This is a genomic window from Lentzea albidocapillata, from assembly GCF_000719115.1.
In the GTDB taxonomy this organism is placed as follows: Bacteria; Actinomycetota; Actinomycetes; order Mycobacteriales; family Pseudonocardiaceae; genus Lentzea; species Lentzea albidocapillata.
This window is the reverse complement of record NZ_JOEA01000014.1, coordinates 418,836-441,671: the sequence shown is the minus strand read 5'-3', so window position 1 is coordinate 441,671 and position 22,836 is coordinate 418,836. Positions and strand designations below refer to the sequence as shown.

Below are 22,836 nucleotides of genomic sequence, written 5' to 3'. Positions count from 1 at the left end.
AACAGATCACACTGGACAAGCTGGACACCCGCGGAGGCCACCGTGCTAGTCGTACAGATCTTCCTGCCGCTGGCACTGGGCCTGGTGATGTTCGGACTCGGTCTCACCCTCACGGTCGCGGACTTCGCCAGGGTCGCGAAGTACCCCAAGGCCGCGGTCATCGCACTCACCTGCCAGGTGATCGTCCTGCCCGCGATCTGCCTCGGCCTGGTGCTCGCGTTCGGGCTCAAGGGCGTGCTCGCGGTCGGCATGATGCTGCTCGTCGCGTCGCCGGGCGGCACGTCGGCGAACCTCTTCAGCCACCTCGCCGGCGGTGACGTCGCGCTCAACATCACGCTCACCGCGATCAACTCGGTGCTCGCGGTGTTCACCCTGCCGCTGGTGGTCGGCCTGAGCATGGCGCACTTCATGGCGGACAACGCCGAGGTCGGGCTGCAGCCCGCGAAGTTCGTGCAGGTCTTCGCGATCGTGCTGGTGCCGGTGGCGATCGGCATGCTGGTGCGGCGCAGGTTCGAGGCGTGGGCGCTGAAGATGAACGACCCGGTGCGCATCGCGTCCGTCGTGGTGCTGGTGCTCGTCATCATCGCCGCGATCGCGCAGGCCTACCAGCAGCTGATCGACAACATCGGGACGCTCGGCCCGGCGGCGTTGCTGCTGAGCATCTTCAGCCTGCTGATCGGCTACTACGTGCCCAAGGCGTTCAACGTCGAGCGCAAGCAGGCGATCGCCAGCGCGATGGAGATCGGCATCCACAACGCCACGATCGCGATCACGCTGGCGCTGACCGTGCTCAACGACGAGACGATGGCGATCCCGCCCGCCGTGTACGGCGTGCTGATGTACCTGCCGGCAGCGGTGGCGGCACGGTTGTTGTCGCGGAACAAAGCCGTGGTCTAAAGCGGTTGCGGCACGGGTTAGGTTGATCGTGACATGCGTTCAACCACAACCCTTTTGATGGCGGCCGTACTCGTTGCCGCAACCGCCGTTCCCGCCCACGCCGCGGGAACCGTCCGCACTGACACCGGATTCGTGTCAGGAACCATCCTCAACGCCCAGCGAACGTTTCAGGGCGTCCCGTTCGCCGCGCCGCCGACCGGGGAGAACCGCTGGCGCGATCCGCAGCCCGTGAAGCCCTGGCAGGGCGTTCGGAAAGCCGACAGGCCCGGTCCTCGTTGCGAGACTGACGAAGACTGCCTGTACCTCAACGTCACGACGCCGGTGAAAGCCGCGCACCGCCCGGTCCTGGTCTGGATCCACGGCGGCGGCTTCACCAGCGGCGCCGGGGCCGACTACGGCGTGGACCAGCTGGTGCGCAACGGTTCCGTCGTCGTCACGATCAACTACCGGCTCGGCGCGTTCGGGTACTTCGGCTTCCCGGGACTCGCCGGATCGGGCGCGTTCGGCCTGCGCGACCAGCAGGCCGCGCTCGAATGGGTCCAGCGCAACATCCGGCGGTTCGGCGGCGACCCGCACAACGTCACGCTCTTCGGGGCGTCGGCGGGTGGCCTGTCGACGTGCGCGCAGCTGACCACGCCGCGGACGCGCGGCCTGTTCCACCGGGCGATCATCCAAAGTGGACCGTGCCAGTTCGGCCTCCCGGCGGGCGAGAACAACGTCCAGCACATCTGGGCCAAGCGCGAAGACGTCGAACGAGCCGGTGCCCAAGCGTCGGGCTGTGCGGACGTCGCGTGCCTGCGCCGGCTCCCGGTCGAGCGGGTGAACGCGCTGACGCCGCTGTTCTCGTCCCCCGCCTACGGCACGGAAGCCCTGCCGGAGAACCCGATCACGGCGGTGCGCGAAGGCCGCTTCCACAAGGTCCCGGTGCTCGCGGGCACCGCGCGCGACGAGTTCTCGGTGTTCGCCGCGATGTTCTACCCGCCGCTGGACGCCGCCGGGTACGAGCAGGTGCTGGTCGAAGGCTTCGGCGCGGCCAAGGCGCAGCGGATCCTGGCCGCCTACCCGCCGCGCGGCGGCGACGAACGAGTGCCGCTCTCCGCGGCGCTTTCGGCGATGACCTCGGTCTGCCCCACCGCCGAGCTGCGCACGCAGACGCGGGCGTTCGGCTACGAGTTCGCCGAACCCGAGCCGCCGATGATCTTCCCGGGCATGCCGGAGTTCCCGTACGGCGCCTACCACGGCTCGGAGCTGCCGTTCCTGCTGCGGTACGCCGGTGTCGAGCCGGCCGGGAAGCAGCAGAAGCTCTCCGACGAGATGGTGCGGGCGTGGACCCGGTTCGCGAAGACCGGACATCCCGGCTGGTCACGCCAGGACGTCCGGATCTTCGCGACCGAGCAGGTGGCACCGGTGGACAACCGGTGCGACCTCTGGGCTAGCTAGCAGAACCCTGCGGCGCGCGTCCGTGCGACTTGCCGGGCGCGCGCACGCCGTTCACCGTCGAGGTGTCGAACGCGAACGTGATCACCGCGGTGGCGATCGCGTCGGCGTTGACGTCCAGGGCGGTCAGGTTCAGGTTCGACCTGGTGTCGCACGGCTGGTGGTAGCACGGGTCGAACGCGATGCCCGCGGTGCCGCCGTACCGTGCCGCCTGCTCGGCGGTCTTCACGTCCTCGGCCCCGGTGAACAGGCCGCCGGCCGGGATGTTGACCGCGATGAACGGCCCGTAGTCCGAGCGGCCGGAGAAGTCCGTGTCCTCCGACGGCAGGCCGCGGTCGGCGTAGAACTTCTCGAACACGTCCTCGATCTGCGCCGACCCCGGCGGGATCGGCACCGGAGCGGTGCCGCTCGAGTCGTCACCGTCGTAGATGCCGAAGAAGTGGTTCGGCGAGCCGACCATGTCGAAGTTCAGGTACAGCGCGATCTTGTCCTGGTCGGCCTGCGGCAGCGTGGCGATGTAGTGCTCGGACCCGAGCAGGCCCTCCTCCTCGGCGCCCCACCAGGCGAAGCGGACCTTCGCGTTGGTCTTGACCTTCTTCATGTGGATCGCGGTCTCCAGCAACGCCGCCGTGCCGCTGCCGTTGTCGTTGATGCCCGGCCCGTCCTGCACGCTGTCGAGGTGCGCGCCGGCCATGACGACGTTGTTCGCGTTGCCGTCACGGGACTCGGCGAACACGTTCCACGCCTTGCGCGTCTCCTCGGTGAAGTCGACCTTCACCCGCACCGTGGCGCCCGGCGTGAGCAGGATGAGCTCCTCGGCGGCGGCGTAGGTCGCGAACACCACGGGAATCGCGAGACCGGGGGTGTCGCCGATCGGTGTGGTCAGGCCGGTGCGGCCGGGCTGACCCTCGTTGAACAGGATGACCGCGGCAGCACCCGCGGCCTGCGCGTTCAGCGCCTTGACGCTGAACCCGCACGTGCCGCGCTGCAGCATGGCGACGCGGCCGGGTGCGAACCCGGCGAAGTCGGCTGCCTCGCACCCGCTGCTGCTCGTGTTCGGCACGGGCGCGGGCGGGACGATCACGTCGACGGGCTGGATGACGCCGGTGACGTCTCCCTCGAACGTCGGCGTGAACCCGTTGCGGGTGAACTCGTTGTCCCGCTGGAAGGTCCGCGGGACCGGCGCGACGCGGTCGAGCCGTGAGTTGTCCTCCACGTACGGGAAGTCGAACTCCTGCACGCTGGGCGAGTAGCCGGCCGCGCTCAGTTGCGAGACCACGTAGTTCACCGACGCCTGGTATCCAGGACGTCCGGCCGCGCGGTCGCCGTGGGTGTCCGCGATGGACTGGAACGCGTCGAGATGTCGCAGGACACCGTCCAGCGTCACGGCCTTGGTGAGCTTCGCAGGGGAGTTGTTGTCGGGATCAGCGAGTGCCTGTCCGGTCACAGCCAGTGGTAGAACCAGTGTCAGGACCGCGAGCAGCGCCAAGCGCCGTGGACGTTGAGCCATCGGTATGCCTCCATGCGTACTTCGCCGCCGAATGCATCCCCCGAGATTCCTTATCTGTCCGATGTGCCTTGTGTTACACCGATCACTACTGGAGGTGGGTGTTTGTTCCGATTGCTGGAGACCGCCATCCGTGTCGAGCCGCTGCAGGGGGAGGGCCTCACCAACGTCCTGCACCTCGTGACGCTGGCCGACGGGCGCAGAGCCGTGCTGCGGCAACCCAAGGTGGCGCGCGACCTGCCGAAGTTCGTGGTGCCCGGCGCGCCGGAGGTCCTCGCGCACAACGGCCGGGGCGACGTGCTGGTCGAGTACGTGGAGGGCCGGACGCTGGCGGACGCGCTGCCGGTGTCCGAAGAGGTCTGGCGGCGCATCGGCGAGGCGTTCGCGAAGGTCCACGAGGTCGGGCTGCTGCACAACGACGTGAACCTCCACAACATCATCGTCAGCGAGGGATCAGCGACGCTGATCGACTGGGACAACCCCGGCCTGGGCAACCCGCTCGACGAGCTCGCGGCGTTCGAGGAACACCTCTACCTGCACGGAACCGTGCTGCCCCAGGCGTTCTGGATCGGTTACGGCGCCCGGCCCGATCCGAACCTGCTGCGCGTGCACCGGATCGCCGGGTGCATCGGCTGGCTCGCGAGCGAGGACTGGCAGGAGTGGGAGAACGACCGGACGTTGAAGCCCGAGATGCTGGCCAGGGTCCGGAACTGGCGGCGACTGCTCGCGCAGTGGCTAGCCGACCAGTTCCGGACAGACCTAGCGCGCTGCCCGCAATCCTTGCCGGGCGATTTCGGTGCCCAGCAGGGCGCCTCGCGGCACCGACCCCCGCCCCCCATATGTCCAATATGAGGGGCGGGGGTCGGCACCACGATGCACCCGTCTGGACAGCGAACTCACCCGGCAAGGGTTAGCGGGCAACGCGCTATCGGCTCAGGTTGCGGTACTTCAGCACCGAGAGCGGCCAGAAGATCGCCACGAACACCGCCGGCCACAGCACAGCGAGTAGCAACGAGTTCTGCGCGGCCCACGAGTCGCCGCCGACCCCGGGGTTGCCGAACAGCTCACGCGCCGCCGCCACGGTCGACGACAGCGGGTTCCACTCCGCGACCACCCGCAGCCAGCCCGGCATCAGTTCCGGCGAGACGAACGTATTCGCGAACATCGTCAGCGGGAACAGGAACATCCACGACGCCTGCGCCGCCTCCGGCTTGACCAGCAGGCCGATGTAGACGCCGACCCAGACCAGCGCGAACCGCAGCCACAGGAACAGCGCGAACGCCAGCAGCGCGTTGAGCGGCCCGTCGCGGAACGACCAGCCGATCACCAGCCCGCACAGAGCGAGCACCAGCAGTTCGAGCGACGAGTTCACCAGGTCCGCGATGCTGCGCCCGGCCACGACGCCGGTCTGCGACATCGGCGAGGCGCGGAACCGGTCCGTGACGCCCCGGTCGGCGTCCATCGACACCATCATCAGCGTGGAGCCGACACCGAACGCGATGGTCTGGCCGAACATGCCCGGCAGCAGGAACTCGATGTAGTCGCCGCCGCCGAAGACGTTCATCGCGCTGCCGAACACCAGCCCGAAGATCAGCACCGAGATGATCGGGTAGGCGAGGTTCGCGAACACCCTGACGGGCTCGCGCACCCAGTGGATCAGGTCCCGCTTGGCGACGATCCACGAGTCGACGACCGCGTACCTCATGCCTGCACCTCCGAGACTGCCTTGTGCCCGGTGATGGCGAGGAAGACGTCGTCCAGCGTCGGTCGCCGCAGCGCGATGTCCTCGGCCTCGACACCGCGTGCCGCCAGTGCCGACGTCACCCGCGTCAGCGCCGCCACCCGGTCGGCGACGGCCGCGCTCACCCGGAACGTGTCGGGGTCCACCTCGGCGTCCGGGCCGAGCACGTCCGCCACGACCGGCAGTTCGTCGGCGTTGCGGACCACGACCTCGATCCGGTCGCCGCCGAGCTTGGACTTGAGCTGGTCCGGCGTGCCCTGCGCGGCGACCCGTCCGGTGTCCATCACGACGATCTGGTCCGCGAGCTGGTCGGCCTCGTCGAGGTACTGCGTGGTCAGCAGCACCGTCGTCCCCTCCGCGACGACCCGCTTCACCTCCCGCCAGACCTCACCGCGGTTGCGCGGGTCGAGGCCGGTCGTCGGTTCGTCCAGGAACAGCACCGATGGCCGCATGACGAAGCTCGACGCCAGGTCCAGGCGCCGCCGCATGCCGCCCGAGTACTGCTTGGCCCGCTTGTCCGCCGCGTCGGTGAGCCCGAACTGCTCCAGCAGCTCGTCCGCCCGCGCCTCGGCCTGGCGCTTGGAGAGGTGGTAGAGCCGTCCCCACATCACCAGGTTCTCCTTGCCGGTCAGCACGTCGTCGACCGTGGACTGCTGGCCGTTCAACGCCACCTGCCGGCGCACCGCCGGCGCCTCACGCACCACGTCGTGGCCCGCGACCTCGGCGCGGCCGCCGTCCAGGCGCAGCAGGGTGGCCAGGATCCGCACCGCCGTGGTCTTGCCGGCGCCGTTCGGGCCGAGCAGCCCGCACACCGTCCCCGTCGGCACGGCCAGGTCGAACCCGTCGAGCGCCCAGTTCTTGTCGAATCTCTTGCGCAGGCCTTCCGCGAGTACCGCGTGTCCCACGACTTCACCCCCGTGGCTTAACTGCTTACTTTGTACGCCGGGTGTACGTTGTACACGGTTCTAGGATTCACAGCAAGCAGGTTTGTGAAGGGGGCTGGGTGAAGAGCGATCGGGATCGGAGCGTGCGCCTGTTGTGGGAGCCGCCGGCCGAGCCGACCAGGGGACCGAAGGCCGCGCTGAGTCAGTCGCGGGTCGTCGAGGCGGCCATCAAGGTGGCCGACGCCGACGGCATCGACGCGCTCACCATGCGCCGGGTCGCCGAGACACTGGGCAACACCGCGATGTCGCTCTACCGGCACGTGCCGGGCAAGTCCGAGCTGCTGGACCTGATGGTCGACGCGGTGTGGGGCGAGACCGAGCCCACGCCCAAGGGCCCGTGGCGTGCCGGTCTGGAGTTCTTCGCCCGGCAGGTGTGGGCGATGTACCGCGCGCACCCGTGGATGCTGCAGCTGACGACCTCGCGCCGGATGCCCGGCCCGCACGCCATGACGCGCCAGGACGCGGCCTACGCCGCTGTCTCGGAGCTGGGGCTGGCGTCCGAGGAGATCGTCGCCGTGGTGACGACGGTGTCCCACTTCGTCGACGGCGTCGGCCGCACGATGGCGGACCGCGTCCAGGCCGAACGGGAGACCGGCGTGTCCGAGGAGGACTGGTGGGACGGCCACGAGGCGCTCTGGGAGCACTTCACGCCGGACCGGCTGCCGATGATGACCCACATCTGGAACTCGGGCGGCTTCGAACGCCTCCTCGACGAGTTCGAGTTCGGTCTCGCACGGGTCCTGGACGGCCTCGCGGTGTTCATCGAGTCCGAGGAACGACCGCTGGTTCGTCCACAGGCGTGCTTGTAGTCAATCACCGCACCTTGAGTCGTCCGATCGAGTGAAAAGGGCAGCTCAGCGCGGGGTGGAAGGGTAGTTGGGCGGTTACGTAATGCCATTGTTATGCGCAATCAGAATGAACTCGTTCGAACGCTGAACCGACCACTCCTATCTGCCCGTTTTCCTTGTGACACCGTTTCGCCGCGGGGGTCGAATCGGGACGACGAGGAGGTCGTATGACAGCTGGCGCGCACGACGCGGTCACCCTTGGCTGCTACGCGCTCGGCGTTCTGGACGCGCACGAGAGTCTTGGCGTGGAGCAGCACCTTCGGGGCTGTCCGTCCTGCCGTGCGCAGGTCGCCGACTTCCATCGGATCCGAACAGCACTTGACGACGTGCCTCGTGAGGCATTTCTGCACGAGCTCGAGGACGACCTGCCCATGCCGTCGGACCTGGTGCTGCAGCGCACGCTGCGGCAGATCAGGCAGGAGTCGGCCATTCCGCAGCAGCGGGAGGCCGCCCCACGCCCGAGAGCCAGTCCGCAGCCGGTGGAGGACCTTCCCGAACCGCTGCACGCCAAGCCCCGGCGCTGGCCGGGCTATCTCGCCGCCGCGGCAGTAGCCGCGGTGGTCGCGTTCGGGGGTGCCGCGGCGTTCATGCAGAACCAGGCGCCGCAGACGTCGATCGCCGGACCTCGCTCGGGCGAGGCCACGGCGACGGGCGGGATCAGGTTGGTGGCGGGCATCGAACCGTCGTCACAGGGCCGGTACCTGGTCACGGCCAAGATCAACGGTCTGCCCGCCCTGCAGAAGTGCAAGCTGGTCGTGATCGCCAAGGACGGCACGAAGTCCGAGGCGTTCGCGTGGACCTCGTCCGAGAAGGGCAGGGTCGAGGGCGCGACGGTACGCGGCATGGTGAGCGTCCCGTCGGACCAGGTGCAGTCGATCGCGGTCGAGAACACCGAGGGCAAGCAGTTCGTGGTGGCGAACCTGTAAGGGTGGAAACAGACGAAGGGCCCGGATTCATCTGAATCCGGGCCCTTCGACTTACATTGGTGTAATTAGACGGCCTGCAATGTCAGCCAGGCGCCGACGACGATGACCGTCGCGGCCGTGCCGACGGGTGCGTAATGCGACAGCAGGCGGGTGGCTCGGCCGTCCAGGATTCTTTCGACGCGATCGCGCGCCTTCACGAGCAGCAGCCCGACCGCGGTGAGCGTGCCGGCCATGCCGATGCCGTAGCCCAGTACCAGCAGGACGCCGAACCACGTGCGGCCCAGGGCCATCGCGCCGAGCAGCACCACCAGCGCGGACGGCGAGGGGACCAGGCCGTTGGCCGCGCCCATGCCGACGAGGCTCGCGCGGCTGTAGCCGTGACCGTGCCCGTGCCCGTGCCCGTGACCGTGCCCGTGCCCGTGCCCGTGCCCATGTCCGTGCCCATGTCCGTGGCCATGACCGTGACCATGGCCGTGTCCGTGCCCCGTCGTGACTCCGGTGAGTGCGGGTTCGCGGGTCGTCGACAGGGCCGAGCGCAGCAGCATCACGCCGATCATCGCGATCAGCACGCCGCTGACCAGTCCGAGCCAGCGCAGCACCTGTTCACCGGCCAGCGCGCTGGAGGCGCTGATGATCAGGCCGAGGACCAGCACGCCACCGGTGTGCGTGGCCGTGACCGACGCACCGACGATGAACGCGTCCTTCGGCGTGCCCTGTCGTCCGGCCAGGTAGGCGGCGATGAGCGTCTTGCCGTGACCGGGCAACGCGGCGTGCGAGGCGCCGAGCACCAACGACAGCAACAACGCCAAAAACCCGAGCCACGGCGTGAGGTCGTCGCTGCCCAGGATGTCGTTGAGCCTGGCCGCCGTGACGCTCAACGACTGGACGGGGGAGCCGGTGGCGATCTTCGGCTCGGACCCGCTGCCCGGTTCGGCGCTGAACACGACCGAACGGACGTCCATCGGACTGCTGAGCAGATCCTCCGGGTACGTCCGCAGCTCGTCGCTGATGCTCTCGGTCGGCACCTTCGAGTCGGTGAGCCGGATGCCGCTGCCGGCGGCGGTGATCTCACGCCAGCCGACCCGGTCGGTGTTCGACTCGTCGCGGAACTCGAGCCTGGCCGGCCGGTCGAGATCCACCTTGGCGGTGAACTCGCAGACCAGCCGGGTGGTGAGGAGGTCAGCCTGGCCGACGGGGTGTTCCTTGGTGGAGCTGGAGAGCGTCCAGGAGATCTGCCGACCGTCCACAGTGGAGCGATCGGTCCTGGAGACCTCGTCGCACCACTGCTTCGCGTCGCGGGTCTTCAGGTTCTCCTGCAGCGTCGGGATCTCCGCCACGTCGACCACGGACCGCAGGTCGATCCGGTCCGGGTGCAGGTGCAGCCCGTGGTAATGGTTGACGCTGAAGTTGCCCAGCGGGTGGGCGGACGCCTCGCCGTTGATGAAGAAGATGCCGGCGAGCAGCAACGCCGCCACCAGGACGGGCCGCACCAGCCAGCTGGACAGGCTCACCGGCCGCCTCGGAGCTCCGCGAGCTTGCGACCCGCCTTCAGAGCCTGCAGCGGGGAGAAGTTCGCGTTCAGCCTGAGTGCCTGCACCAGTGCCTCCTGCGCTTCGGCGACCCGGCCGAGCGCGGCCAGGATCATGCCGCGGTGGTAGGAGAACGTGGCGTTCTGCCAGCCCAGCGCCACCGCGCGGTCGGAGTAGCTCAACGCCTCCGCGTCCCTTCCGTTGACGTGCAGGGCCCACGCCATGGCGTCGGCGACGAAGACGCTCTGCCGGCGGCTCCACTCGCTTTCCGCACGGCGCAGCGCCTGCATGCCATCACCGCGGTCGGCGGCGACGAGGGCCGCGGCCAGATCGTCGGAAGCACCCTGCGACTCCATCAGTCGTTGCTGCTCGGAAAGCACGGCGTACTGCTGGGCGGCCTCCGCGGTCTTCCCGGCGGCTTCCAGCAGTTCCGCGTACTCCTGCAGGTACTGGGGCAGGGGAGCGCGCGCCACGAGCCTGCGGTACGACTCCAGCGCCACCGGGACGTCGCCCCGTGCCGCCGCGACCTTGGCCATGCCTTGAGTGAGAGTCATGTCGTCTCCTCTCGCCGCGAGTCCCTGCTCGTAGTGCTCAGCGGCAACATCCAGCCGGTTGTGGTCGAACGCGAGTTCGCCCAGCCGGTAACGGCAGAACGCGATCTCCTCGGGTGTCGTGGAGGACTTCAGCGCACGCTGCATCGCGTCGCGGGCGGCCTCGACGTCACCGTGGAGTTCGAAGTGGAAGGAAGCGCGGGCGAACGACGCCGTGTTCGGTTTGAGGTCCAGCATCTTCTGCACCGCGTCCTGCGCGCCCGCGTCGTCGCCGAGCTGCGTCAACGCGTCCGCCAGCACGCCGTACGCCTCCGCGGAGGCGGGCAGTGCGGCAACAGCCTTCAGGGCCCAGTCACGGGCCGTGTGGAAGTCGTGGCGGGCGTTGGCCAGCGTGCCCATGCCGATGGCGGCAGGACCCGTGTCGCCCGCGTTCTTCAGTGCGCCTTCGGCCTTCGCGTAGTAGACCGGGTCGGCCGTCACCCTCGCCAGTTCCACATAGGACGAACCGAGCCGCGCCCAGGAGTCCTTGTCCTGCGGAAGCTCGTGCAGCCGCTGCTGCAGCTGGTGTACCACCTTGTGCATCTGGTTCTGCTGCGCCACGGCGGGAACTACGGGCTCAAGGGGCGCGCCCCCGGCCCTGCTGTCGGCAGGACCGGAGGCGGCGAGGTAGGCAAGCGCCGCGGTGACCAGGAGAACCACCGCGACGGCCTGCCGTTGCTGGTACTTCACTTCGAGTGCGACCCGTACTTGCGGATGTGCTGCTGACGCTTGCGCCACAACAGGAAGCCGGCGCCGAACACGAGCGCGGAACCGACCGCCGTGGTCATGGCCATCGGGTCGATGTTGCCGATCCGGCCGACCGGGTTGACCGCGACCTCGGCCGTGGTGCCCGAGGCGTTGACGGCGGTGCCGTTGCGGGGCAGGCCCACGTACGGGAAGTTCGCCTCGAACGGCTGGTCGTTCGCGTCGACCTTGTCACCCGTGGCCAGTGCGTCGACGAGCTTGCCGGACGCCGCCGCACCCACCATTGCCTGGACCGCGATGTCCACCACGTCGTCGGTCAGCCGACGGCCGTTCGGGAAGCCCTGCGTGTCACCCGCGAGCAGGCCCAGGCGGTTCGGGTTGGCGTTCGGCTCGATCATCATGTTCAGCCGCAGCATCTCGGACGGGCGGAACCGCCGCGCGTCCACGTCCGCGTTGTTGACCTGCGAGTTCAGATCGGCGTTGATCTGCGCGCCGAGCTTCTTGGTGATGCCGGTCAGGAAGATCTCGGCCAGGTCGTCGCGCTGACCCTGTGGCGCCGGGATCTTGTAGATCGCCTCGATCAGCTTCGGCAGCTCCGGGTTCACGACCCGGTCGACGAGTTCCTTCACGCCGGCGTCCTGGTCGGGGCGCAGGCCGTTGAACGCGTCCTTGAGACCCGCGGGGGCCACGACCTCGTTCACCAGCGGGTTGCCCAGGCGGGAGACCTGCACGAAGTCGCCGACCGCCTCCGCCTTGCCGGGCGAGAGCTTCAGGGTGCGGCGCTGCGTGGTGCTCCAGATGCCGATGTTCGGGTTGCGGTGGGCGTCGTTGCGCAGGGCCAGCGCCTGCTTGGGCAGCTGGATCGCGATGGTGTTGACGTTGTAGCCGCGCAGCGTGTCCTGGCCGACCTCGCTCAGGTTGCCGCCGTAGAGCAGGTCGAACACGCGCAGGTCGGCGAAGAACGCGTCCTCCGACGGGCCCACGTAGACCTTGCCGCCACCGGCGATCTGCGTGATCGCCTGGTCGCGCAGCTTCTTGAAGTCCGGCATCGACGCCGGGCCGTTCGGGGACGGCGCGACCGGGGCGTTGCTGACCAGCTTGACCTTCTGGCCGTTCTGGTAGATCGCCTCGAGGTTGTAGCGCTGCCGGAACAGCAGGTTCTCGTCGTCGAGCGAGTCCACGACACCGTTGGCGTACAGGAACGTGTTGTTCTTGCGCCGGTCGTCGTCCTGGAAGGTGAACCGCAGGGTGACGTCGGGTTTGGCGTCGCCGTCGCTGTCGACGTTGAAGTCGTACTGCGCGTCCTCGGCCCACGGGAAGAAGTTGGGGCCACCGTTGGGTTCCTGGAACCCGGACCAGTTGCCGACCAGCGTCACGGTGTCCTTGTGGTCGGGACTCACGAACGCGTACAGGTCCGTGTTGTCCACGGCCGGGTCACCCGCGATGAGCGGAGCCTCGCGGTGAGACGACGCCGTGGCGTTGGTACCGCCGAACATGGCCGCGTTCAGCAGTGTGGCGGCCACCAGCGCGGCCGCAGCCACCTGGCCGCGCCGACCGCTGAGGGCGTGCGGTGATGACATCTGTGGGCAACCTTTCGGAGATGAGTTCTGGGGTGCTGTCTGCGATCAGGCGCTGTGCATGAGCAGCGACGGTTCGCTGGAGTGGCTTGCGTGCACGGCGTGGCTCGTCCACCTCGCCTGGGTGAAGTCGCGAATGCCCTCGACGAGTCGTTCCACGTCCTGTTCGGGCCGCACGACGAGCCGGGCGAACTTGCTGGTCATACCGAGCTTGTTGCCGCATTCACGGATGAAGACCTGGTGCTTGGCCAGCAGGTGGTCGCGCAGTTCGCGGCCGTCCATGCCTCCGCCGAGCTTCACGAACAGGAAGTTCGCCTGTGACGAGTAGACGGTCAGGTCGGGGATGCGCGACAGCTCCATGCCCATGCGGTAGCGGTCGCGGCTCAGCAGCCGCAGGCTCTCGGCGTACTCGCCCTCGTGCTCGGCCAGCATGAACACGACGGTCTCCGCGAGGGAGTTCAGGTTCCACTTGGGCAGCGTCCTGCGCATCTTCCCGGCCAGTCCCGGGTTCGCGACCAGGTAGCCGAACCGGATGCCGTGCAGGCCGAAGTTCTTGCCGAGGCTCTTCAGCACCACCACGTTGGGCCGGATGGACGCCTCGGCCGCGACCGACGGATTGCGCTCGACCTCGACGAAGTCGATGAACGACTCGTCGATCACGATCAGATCGAGGTCGGACAGCTCGTCCATGAACCGGATGATCTCCCGGCGCGGCAGGTAGCCGCCGTCGGGATTGTTCGGGTTGCAGATGACCGCGACCCTGCTGCCGCGAGTGCGGATGAACTTGATGTACTCGTCGATGTCGAGCTCGAAGCTGTTGCTCTCCTGGAGCAGGAACATGTCGACGCGCTTGTTGCTCTCCATCGGCTGGTCGGTCCAGCGCCCGAAGGTCGGGATCGGGATGGCGATGCTCTCGTGGATCCACAGGTGGTCCATCCAGGTGATCAGCTCGGTCGAGCCGTTCGACATCGCGAGCGTCGCCGGGTTCAGCCCCAGCACCTTGGAGAGCTGGTCCGCGATCTTGCTGGAATCGCTCGGGTAGAACTTGAGGATCGACTCCAGGCTCTTCGACAGCTCCTCGAACATCTCCGGCGTCGGAAAGTACGGATTGCACGGGATGCAGAAGTCGACGAGCTCACCCGCACCCGTCCGCGACAGCTCGAAGTAGGACGGGCTGTGCGCGGTCTGCTGGAACAGACCCGAGTCCACACCATGCCGCACGCGACCACTCCGTCCTTCGATCCGCTTCCGACACCGGGGCATACGTGCCGATGTTCATCCCGGTTCACGGGTCCGTTTCGGGAAGGTCTCGGAACGGTCTCGTACGCAACCTCGCGTACTCCGGATCCTCAGCTCGGCGGACGCCGGTTCGTCCGGTTCCCGGGAGGCTGTTTCTCACGTGATCGTCGGAGGGGGTCGTGATGCTCGGGAAGTTGCTGCTCGCGGTGTCGTTGCTGATGCCGGTGGAGACCGGTTCGCCGACTGTCCACACCGGACAGATCGACGGCGCCGAGTACCGGGTCGAGGTGCCATCTCGTTGGAACGGAACGCTTCTGCTCTACAGCCACGGCACCTACCCCGCCGGGTACACGCCGCCGATCGAGATGGCCTCACGGCCTGCCGCGCGTGCCGAACTCCTGGAGCGTGGCTACGCTCTCGCGGCCTCCCGATACCGCGTTCCGCACGGCCATTCGGTGCCCGACGCGCTGCGCGACCAACCCGCGCTCGTGTCGTGGTTCTCGGCTGCCGTGGGACGTCCACGGCGAGTGATCGCCTGGGGATCGTCACTGGGCGGGCTGACCTCCGTGCTGCTGGGGGAGCGCGGCCGGTTCGACGGGGTGCTCGCCCTGTGCGGGGCGCTCGGAGGAGCCGTCGAGCGGTCCAACCAGCTGCTCGACCTGGGGTTCGTGGTCCGGACCCTGCTGGAACCGTCCCTGGAGGTCGTGCGGATCTCCGACGTGGCCGTGAACGAGACGCGGGCGGTCGCGGCCGTCGACTCTGCGCTGGGTTCCGGGACCGGACGCGCCCGGCTGGCGTTGGCCAACGCCGTAGCGGGTATCCCGGCCTGGTCACGGGTGCACGAACCCCGTCCGGTGGAAGTGGTGGAGGCGGTGACGCAGGCAGCCGTTCACGACCGAACGCTCGCCCGGTCGCTCGCGTGGGGCAGCGGCCGCGCCGACATCGAGGCGCGCGCCGGCGGCAACCCGAGCTGGAACACGGGTGTGGACTACCGGCAGTTGCTGGAGCGCTCCTCCCAGCGGGAACTGGTGCTGGCGGCCTACCGGGAGGCCGGCGTGGCCCTGGAGGACGACCTGGCTTCGCTGGCAGCCGCTCCACGGGTGACCGCGGACGCCTCCGCGGTCCGCTGGCTTCGGTCGTTCGGCGATCCCTCCGGCCGCCCCCGGTCACCCGTCGTGACACTGCACGCGCTCGGCGACCCCACCGCCGTCGAGCACTCCGGCGCCTACCGGGGACGTGACGTACGACAACTCTTCGTCAACCGCGCCGGGCACTGCATGCACACGGCGGCAGAGGAACTCGTCGCTCTGCGTGTCCTGGAAGACCGCATCTCGACCGGCCGCTGGCAGCACGCCGACGTGAACGCCCTCGCCGGGCAGTACGGCCCTGAGATGCGGGTACTCCAGGACTGGACCACGACTCCACCCCGTGAGGAGACCGTGGCGCCGGGCTTTGTGACGCACCACCCAGGACGGTTTCCGCGACCGTGACGGGCGTCCTGCGAAGAATTGTCAGTGGGTGCGGATACCCTGCTGGCAGTCCGCACACAATCAGGGAGCAATACCCGTGACCGCAGAGACCCTGTACGGGGCCGACGACCTCACCCATCTGGAAGGTCTGGAGGCCGTACGCAAACGGCCAGGCATGTACATCGGGTCGACCGACAGCCGGGGCATCAACCACCTCTTCAGCGAGATCATCGACAACTCCACCGACGAGGGCGTCGCGGGCCACGCGACGAAGGTCGTGGTGACCCTGCACGCCGACGGCAGCGTCCAGGTCGACGACGACGGCCGCGGCATCCCGACCGACGTCCACGCGAAGTCCGGTCTGTCCGGTGTGGAACTGGTGCTCACGAAGCTGCACGCCGGCGGCAAGTTCGGCGGCTCCGGCTACAAGACCTCCGGCGGCCTGCACGGCGTCGGCGCCTCCGCCGTCAACGCCCTCTCCCACCGCTACGACGTCACGGTGCGCCGCGGTGGCAAGGTCCACGAGATGTCGTTCGCCCACGGCGTCCCCGGCGTCTTCGACGGCCCCGGCCCCAAGGCGAAGTTCACCCGCCAGAACGGGCTGAACATCGTCGGCAAGATGAAGCGCAACGAGTCGACCGGCACCTCGACCCGCTACTGGTACGACGCCCGTTACTTCGAGAACGGCGCCGCGCTCGACGTGGACACCGTCCGCCAGAAGCTGCGCAACACGGCGTTCCTCGTGCCGGGCGTCACCTACGTCCTGCGGTCCGCGCTGGAAGACACCATCTCCGAAGAGGTCTTCCACTACCCGCACGGCCTGACCGACATGGTCGACTTCCTCGCCCCCTCAGGCGACCGCGCGGTCTCCGGCACGCTGGTGATCACCGGCACCGGCACCTACTTCGAGAACGCCGCCGACGAGAACGGCGTGATGCGGTCCAAAGTGGAGCGTCAGGCCGAGATCGAGGTAGCGCTGCGCTGGGGCACCGGCTACGAGCGCACCGTCGAATGCTTCACCAACACGATCCGCAACGTGCACGGCGGCACGCACCGCCGCGGCTTCGACCGCGCCGTGGTGAAGTCGGTGCAGGACGCCATCTCCAAGACCCGCGGCCTGCTGAAGCCGAAGGAGGAGATGCCGACCCTGGACGACGTGCTCGAAGGCATGACGGCCGTCATCCACGTCCGCATCCCCGAACCGCAGTTCACCTCGCAGACCAAGGACGAGCTCTCCACCGCCGGCATCACCAAGGTGCTGCAGGGCATCGTCGACCAGCAGATCCGCGCGTGGACCGAGGACCGCAAGACCAAGCTCGAAGCCAAGACCGTGCTGCAGAAGGTCGTCGACGCCTCGCGTGTCCGGCTGACCCAGAAGCAGCAGAAGGACGCGGCGCGGCGCAAGACGGCCCTTGAGGGCGCGGCGATGCCGGCCAAGCTGGTCGACTGCCGCACCACAGGTGTTTCGCGTAGCGAACTTTTTCTCGTCGAGGGCGACAGCGCGTTGGGCTGTTTTGTCGGAGAGACTCAGGTCGCGCTGGCGTCCGGCAAGTCGTTGTCGTTCCTCGAACTGGTCGAGGACTGGCAGCGCGGCGTGACGCACTTCGGATATGCGACCAACAAGGCCGGCCGCGTCGTCGTCGTGCCGCTGGTCGAGCCCCGGCTGACCAAGAAGGACGCGCCGCTCGTCCGCGTCACCCTGGACAGCGGTGAGTCCGTGCGATGCACGCCAGACCACCTGTTCCGACTGCGTGACGGTTCCTACCGCCGTGCGGACGCTCTGCAGGCCGGCGACTCGCTGATGCCGTTGTACCGGTCGGTGTCCTCGAAGGCGGAGGGCCACAACCTCGACGGCTATGAGCGGATCTGGATGAACGACCGGCAGGAATGGGTCTACACCCACTACCTGGCCGACGCGTACAACCTGCGCCACGGCTTCGACAGCACCGAGGACGGCAACGTCCGGCACCACGTCGACGTCAACAAGCGGAACAACGACCCGCGCAACCTCAAGCGCATGACGTGGGAAGACCACTCAGCACTGCACGCTGCGATGATGGGCGAGCACGTGCACGAGGGCTACCGCGCATGGCTCACAGCGGGCGGCACCGAATTCAAATCCGCGATGCTGTCCGAGCAGTGGAAGAATCCTGATTTCCGCGCCTCCTGCCTCGCCCGGCTCGCTGAACGCAACCAGGACCCGGAATTCCGCGCTCGCATCGAGCAGGGCTTTCTGGACTGGTACTCGGCGCTGAGCGAGGCCGAGAAGACGGCTTACGCCGAGCGCCTGCGTGCGCTGCAAGCCGAGTACTGGGCCAAGCCCGAGCACCGCGCGGCCGCAGCAGAGCGGGTGCGCGCGTTCTTCACGCAACCCGGCAAGCGCGAGGAGTGGAGCGAGCGGTCCCTGGCGCAGTGGCAGGACGAGGAGCTGCTCGCCTGGCGTTCCCGCACCACGATCGACCAGTTCTCGGACCCCTCTGAGCGTCAGCGTCAGCGTGACGCGGTCCTCTCCTGGCACGAGAACAACCCGGAGTTCGGCCGCGAGCACTCGGCTCGGATGAAGCAGCGGATGGCCGACGCCTCGCCCGGTCACCTGGAGAAGGTCCAGAAGGGCCGCCGCCGGTACGTGGAATCGACTCCACGCGCTGAGCGGGTCGCCAAGCAGGTCGAAGGCCGTCGGCTCGCCGCGCTGAAGCGGATGGCACCGATGCTGGACACGCCGTCGAACTTCGAACTGGCGTTGTCCTACGAGCTCGACCGCAAGAAGAACGCCAAGACCGGACTGAAGTTCCTGAAGGTGCTGGCGCACTACGACGACGACTTCGCGCGGTTGCGTGAGGCGGCGTCGATGGTGAACCACTCGGTCGCGTCCGTCGAGGCGTTGCCGGAGCGGGAAGACGTCTACGACCTGACCGTCGACGGCTACCACAACTTCGCACTCGAAGCCGGTGTGTTCGTCCACAACAGTGCCCGCATGGCGCGCGTCTCCGAGTACCAGGCGCTGCTTCCCTTGCGCGGCAAGATTCTCAACGTCCAGAAGGCCTCGCTGGCCGACACGTTGCGCAACGCCGAGATCGCCTCCATCGTCCAGGTCCTGGGCGCTGGAACGGGTCGCACGTTCGACCTCCCGCAGATGCGGTACGGCCGCGTGATCCTGATGGCCGACGCGGACGTCGACGGCAGCCACATCCGGACGTTGCTGATCACGTTGTTCGCCAAGTACATGCGCCCCGTGATCGAGGACGGCCGCCTCTACGCGGCCATGCCCCCGTTGCACAAGGTCGTGACGCGCGGCCGGAACGCCGAAACGCACTTCACCTTCACCCAGCGCCAGATGGAACAGACCGTCGCGAGGCTGGAGAAGGCCGGCAAGACGGTCGTCACGCCGGTGCCGCGGTTCAAGGGCCTGGGCGAGATGGACGCGGACGAGTTGTGGGACACCACGATGAATCCGTCCACCCGCTCGGTCCGGCGCATCACCATGGACGACGTCGAAGCCGCCGAGCAAGCCCTCGAACTGCTGATGGGCGAGAAGGTCGAACCGCGCCGCAACTGGCTCGTCGAGTCCGCCGCACGGGTCGACCAGTCGGCCATCGACCTCTAAGCCTTCAAGAGACAGACGGAGTCACGAAGTCATGGCACGCCGCAAGGGACCCACGACCAAGGTCGACCCAGCCGCGTTCGACCGGGCCGGCGCCAAGGTGCTCGACAACCCGCTGAAGACGGAGATCGAGGACTCGTACCTGGAGTACGCGTACTCGGTCATCCACTCGCGGGCACTGCCGGACGCGCGGGACGGCCTCAAGCCGGTGCACCGCCGCATCCTGTACTCGATGCACGAGAACGGCTACCGCCCGAACCACGCGTACGTGAAGTCGTCACGCGTCGTGGGCGACTGCTTCGTGCGGGGCGCGCTCGTGTCGACGCCCGGCGGGCTGCGGCCGATCGAGGAGATCTCGATCGGTGATCTCGTGCTCGACGGCCATGGCACTCCGGTGCGCGTGAACGAGGTGTACGAGAACCCGATCTCCGATCTCGTGCGCATCACGTGGTCGAACGGCCGCACGATGCTCGTCACGCCGGGGCAGCGGTTCCGGACCGTCGAATCCGACCTGTCCATCGGCTGGACCGCGGCGACGGACCTGTCAGGCCGCCAGACGATCGCTTACGGCGCGGACCGGCAGGCCGGGCTCGCGTCGGACGCCGGCGACGTCACCGCCTACGTGCAGGGCCTCATCGTCGCCGAGGGGTTCGCCGTCGACCGCAAGCGTGCCGCCGATGGCCGGGTGCGCATCCACATGGTCGACGCCGAGCCGTTGGACGTCGCACATGGCTGGGCGATTCTCAACGGTGTCAACGTGTCGCGTGGCAAGCGCGTCGCGAAGAACCCGAAGCACAAGGACCAGCACATCCTCACGTTCGCGCGCCACGAGGCGTTGCTGGAGGCCGCGACGCCTCGCAGCGCCGAGAAGGCCGTGCCGCCGGGCGTGCTGGCCGACCGGTCCGCGTGGGCTCCGTTCATCGCCGGGTTCTTCGACGGCGATGGCTACGTGCGCAAGCAGAACCGCGAGATCGTGCTGGTCAGCACCAGCCAGCGGTTGATCGATCAGTTGCACGGCATGCTCGCGGACGCCGGTATCCACGGTCACCACTGGTCGCGGGTCAGCACGACCGGGAACAAGACGTTGCTGGGCCTGTCGATCTCGGGTCGTGACGCCGCCGCGCTCGCGCTGGCGTTGTTGCCCTGGACGAAGATCGGCTACAAGCAGGACGGCCTGCGGCAGGTGTTGTCCATCGGCTACCGCTACGGCGGCAAACAGGGCAACGACAGGCTGCCCTACGCGCCGGTGATGGCGGAGTTCTCTGCTGCTCACCAGGGCGGTGGCTGGTTCCGCGACACCGATGGCGTCGCGTTCCGGGCTTCGTTGGGCACGGACGTCCGCTACGGCAAGGACAGGCACGGCAAGGCGCTCGCCGACCGTTCCTTCCCGCTCGGGCGAGCACACGAGAACGGCTGGTCCGAGAAGCTGCGCCGGATCGGGTCGCCGCTGGCCGGCCACCTGGAAGCGTTGTCAGGATTCAGCTTCCTCGAAGTGGTGTCGGTCGAGCCGGTCGCACCGGACACGACATACGACATCCAGGTCGCGACCGAAGAGCACGCGTTCGTCGTCGACGGCCAGGTCGTGCACAACTGCATGGGCAAATACCACCCTCACGGCGACACGGCGATCTACGACGCGTTGGTCCGCCTCGCCCAGGACTTCAGCCTCAACGAGCCGTTGATCGACGGCCACGGCAACTTCGGGTCCCCAGACGACGGACCGGCCGCGAGCCGCTACACCGAGTGCCGCATGTCCCCGGTCGCCATGCAGCTCGTCGGCGAGCTGAACGAGGACACGGTCGACTTCCGCCCCAACTACGACGGCTCGCTGCAGGAGCCGGTCGTGCTGCCGGCGGCGTTCCCGAACCTGCTGGTCAACGGCACGTCCGGTATCGCGGTCGGCATGGCCACGAACATGATCCCGCACAACCTCCGCGAGATCGTGGGCGCGGCGCGGTGGCTGATCACGCACCCGGACGCGAACCTCGACAAGCTCATGGAGTTCGTGCCGGGTCCTGACCTGCCGACCGGTGGCATCCTGCTCGGCCTCGACGAGGTCCGGAAGGCCTACGAGACGGGCCGCGGTGTCGTCCGCATGCGCGCCAAGGTCGAGATCGGCCCGCTGGAAGGCAGCCGCGGCCGTCAGGCCATCACGGTCACCGAGCTCCCGTACGGCGTTGGCTCGGAGCGGATCGTCGAGAAGATCACCGACGAGGTCAACAAGTCCAAGCGCCTCACGGGCATCGCGGACGTCAAGGACCTGACCGACCGTGAGAACGGCATCCGTCTCGTCATCGAGTGCAAGGTCGGCGTCAACCCGCAGGCGCTGCTCGCCGACCTCTACCGGCTGACGCCGATGGAGCAGTCGTTCGGCATCAACAACCTGGTGCTGGTGGGCGGCCAGCCGCAGACGCTGGGGCTCAAGGAACTGCTGGAGGTCTTCCTTCAGCACCGCTACGAGGTCGTCACGCGGCGTACGAAGTTCCGCCGCCGCAAGCGTGAGGAACGCCTGCACCTCGTCGAGGGCCTCCTGCTCGCGTTGCTCGACATCGACAAGGTCATCAAGCTGATCCGGGGCAGCGAGAACGCGGCGGCCGCCAAGGACGGCCTGATGAAGCAGTTCAGGCTGTCCGAGGTCCAGGCCACCTACATCCTCGACACGCCGCTGCGCCGCCTCACCCGTTACGACAAGCTCGAACTCGAGAGCGAGCAGGAGAAGCTCCGCCAGGAGATCGCCGAACTGAGCGCGATCCTGGACGACGAGGGCGTCCTCAAGAAGCTCGTCTCGAGCGAACTCGCCGTCGTGGCCAAGGAACTGGGCGGCGAGCGCCGGACCAGCCTCATCGACGGCGACCTCAAGGAGGTGCTGGCGGCGTCCAAGCCCGCCGGTCCGCTGGAGGTCGCGGACGACCCGTGCCAGGTCATCCTGAGCGCCGCCGGTCTCGTCGCGCGCACCGCGGCCGAGTCGGAGGAGGCCTCCGAGGGCAAGCGCCGGGCGGGCCGTGTGAAGCACGACGCGGTGCTGGCCGTGGTGCACTCCACGGCGCGAGGCCAGGTCGTCCTCATCACGAACCTGGGCCGCGCGTTCAAGACGGACGTGCTCCCACTACCCGTGCTGCCAGAACAAAGCGGCACGGTGTCGCTGCGCGGTGGCATGGCCGCGTCCGAGCTGGTGCCGCTCGACAAGGGCGAGAAGGTCGTCGGCATCGCACCGCTGGACCCGAAGGACTCACCGGGCATCGCGCTGGGCACGAAGCTGGGCACCGTGAAGATCTGCGTCCCGGAGTGGCCGGTCCGCTCGGACGAGTTCGAGGTCATCTCGCTCAAGGACGGCGACGAGATCGTCGGCTGCACCTGGCTCACGGACGGCAGTGAGACTCTCGCGTTCGTCAGCTCCGACTCGTCACTTCTGCGCTACGACGCGAAACTCGTGCGGCCACAGGGCCTCAAGGGCGGCGGCATGGCGGGGATCAACCTGAGTGGTGACGCGTATGTGGTGTTCTTCGGTGCGATCCGCACGGACGACGACGAACACGGCGAGCCGATGGTCGTCACCTCGTCCGGCCAGAGCGTCAAGGTAACGCCGTTCAGCGAGTACCCGGCCAAGGGCCGCGCGACGGGCGGCGTGCGATCGCAACGCTTCCTCAAGGGCGAGACGCACCTGGTGCTCGCGTGGATCGGCACCAGGCCCGCGGGCGCGGACGACAAGGGCACGCCGGTGGAGTTGCCGGCCATCGACCCGCGTCGCGACGGCTCCGGCCACGCGCACCCCGGTCCGGACATCATCGGGCACCTGATCGAACGGGACTAGCGTGCCCCGGCGCCG

At 68.2% G+C, this 22,836-nt stretch carries 15 protein-coding genes; 8 read left to right on the top strand and 7 right to left on the bottom strand.

Annotated elements, in window-relative coordinates; all coding sequences use genetic code 11:
* The first annotated feature begins 42 nt into the window (after nt 1-42).
* Complete coding sequence (locus IG04_RS0123730; RefSeq protein WP_030478903.1) at nt 43-897, top strand: bile acid:sodium symporter family protein; 855 nt, start codon at nt 43-45, stop codon at nt 895-897.
* Nucleotides 898-930: 33 nt separating this feature from the next.
* Nucleotides 931-2,337 carry a carboxylesterase family protein gene (locus IG04_RS0123725; protein ID WP_084401087.1) on the top strand — a complete coding sequence of 469 codons (1,407 nt, stop codon included), beginning with the start codon at nt 931-933 and terminating at the stop codon, nt 2,335-2,337.
* Here IG04_RS0123725 and IG04_RS0123720 read toward each other — a convergent pair.
* Entirely contained in the window at nt 2,330-3,844 is a 1,515-nt protein-coding gene (locus IG04_RS0123720; protein ID WP_051770513.1) for a M20/M25/M40 family metallo-hydrolase, read from the bottom strand. The two genes, IG04_RS0123725 and IG04_RS0123720, sit on opposite strands and share 8 nt — an antisense overlap.
* 102 nt (nt 3,845-3,946) lie before the next feature.
* Here IG04_RS0123720 and IG04_RS0123715 point away from each other — a divergent pair, with 102 nt between their 5' ends.
* Nucleotides 3,947-4,693, top strand: coding sequence for a lipopolysaccharide core heptose(II) kinase RfaY (locus IG04_RS0123715; RefSeq protein ID WP_159460447.1), 747 nt, complete (start codon nt 3,947-3,949; stop codon nt 4,691-4,693).
* A gap of 73 nt (nt 4,694-4,766) precedes the next feature.
* Here IG04_RS0123715 and IG04_RS0123710 read toward each other — a convergent pair whose 3' ends face one another.
* Together IG04_RS0123710 and IG04_RS0123705 are read right to left on the bottom strand one after the other, a co-directional pair.
* Nucleotides 4,767-5,546 carry an ABC transporter permease gene (locus tag IG04_RS0123710; RefSeq protein ID WP_030478899.1) on the bottom strand — a complete coding sequence of 260 codons (780 nt, stop codon included), beginning with the start codon at nt 5,544-5,546 and terminating at the stop codon, nt 4,767-4,769.
* Entirely contained in the window at nt 5,543-6,487 is a 945-nt protein-coding gene (locus IG04_RS0123705; RefSeq protein ID WP_030478898.1) for a daunorubicin resistance protein DrrA family ABC transporter ATP-binding protein, read from the bottom strand. Before IG04_RS0123705 ends, IG04_RS0123710 begins: the two co-directional genes overlap by 4 nt.
* A 98-nt stretch (nt 6,488-6,585) precedes the next feature.
* On the opposite strand from IG04_RS0123705, the gene IG04_RS0123700 reads away from it, so the two are divergent.
* Both IG04_RS0123700 and IG04_RS44180 read left to right on the top strand, forming a co-directional pair.
* Nucleotides 6,586-7,335 carry a TetR/AcrR family transcriptional regulator gene (locus IG04_RS0123700; RefSeq protein ID WP_063758304.1) on the top strand — a complete coding sequence of 250 codons (750 nt, stop codon included), beginning with the start codon at nt 6,586-6,588 and terminating at the stop codon, nt 7,333-7,335.
* 206 nt (nt 7,336-7,541) lie between these two features.
* Nucleotides 7,542-8,300: an anti-sigma factor family protein gene (locus tag IG04_RS44180; protein WP_051770509.1), complete on the top strand. Its 759-nt coding sequence runs from the start codon at nt 7,542-7,544 to the stop codon at nt 8,298-8,300.
* A gap of 65 nt (nt 8,301-8,365) precedes the next feature.
* Here the strand turns inward: IG04_RS44180 and IG04_RS0123690 are convergent, their stop codons facing one another.
* From IG04_RS0123690 to IG04_RS0123675, 4 genes are read right to left on the bottom strand one after another with little or no spacing between them, the layout of a single operon-like run.
* Entirely contained in the window at nt 8,366-9,811 is a 1,446-nt protein-coding gene (locus IG04_RS0123690) for a nickel/cobalt transporter (protein ID WP_084401089.1), read from the bottom strand.
* Nucleotides 9,808-11,109 (bottom strand): tetratricopeptide repeat protein, encoded by a 1,302-nt coding sequence (locus IG04_RS0123685; protein WP_030478894.1) that lies wholly within the window; start codon nt 11,107-11,109, stop codon nt 9,808-9,810. Before IG04_RS0123685 ends, IG04_RS0123690 begins: the two co-directional genes overlap by 4 nt.
* The gene (locus IG04_RS0123680) at nt 11,106-12,704 is read right to left on the bottom strand and encodes a DUF4331 domain-containing protein (protein WP_030478893.1); all 1,599 of its coding nucleotides are present in this window, start codon (nt 12,702-12,704) and stop codon (nt 11,106-11,108) included. The genes IG04_RS0123685 and IG04_RS0123680 overlap by 4 nt, the downstream gene beginning before the upstream one ends.
* Nucleotides 12,705-12,749: 45 nt before the next feature.
* Nucleotides 12,750-13,922 carry a pyridoxal phosphate-dependent aminotransferase gene (locus tag IG04_RS0123675; protein WP_030478892.1) on the bottom strand — a complete coding sequence of 391 codons (1,173 nt, stop codon included), beginning with the start codon at nt 13,920-13,922 and terminating at the stop codon, nt 12,750-12,752.
* A 200-nt stretch (nt 13,923-14,122) separates the two neighbouring features.
* Between IG04_RS0123675 and IG04_RS0123670 the strand changes: the two genes are divergently transcribed.
* From IG04_RS0123670 to IG04_RS42805, 3 genes are all read left to right on the top strand, one after another.
* Complete coding sequence (locus IG04_RS0123670) at nt 14,123-15,430, top strand: alpha/beta hydrolase (RefSeq protein ID WP_030478891.1); 1,308 nt, start codon at nt 14,123-14,125, stop codon at nt 15,428-15,430.
* 76 nt (nt 15,431-15,506) lie between these two features.
* The gene (locus IG04_RS0123665; protein WP_030478890.1) at nt 15,507-19,013 is read left to right on the top strand and encodes an ATP-binding protein; all 3,507 of its coding nucleotides are present in this window, start codon (nt 15,507-15,509) and stop codon (nt 19,011-19,013) included.
* A gap of 31 nt (nt 19,014-19,044) precedes the next feature.
* Nucleotides 19,045-22,821 carry a DNA topoisomerase (ATP-hydrolyzing) gene (locus IG04_RS42805; RefSeq protein WP_036015528.1) on the top strand — a complete coding sequence of 1,259 codons (3,777 nt, stop codon included), beginning with the start codon at nt 19,045-19,047 and terminating at the stop codon, nt 22,819-22,821.
* The last annotated feature ends 15 nt before the right edge of the window (nt 22,822-22,836 follow it).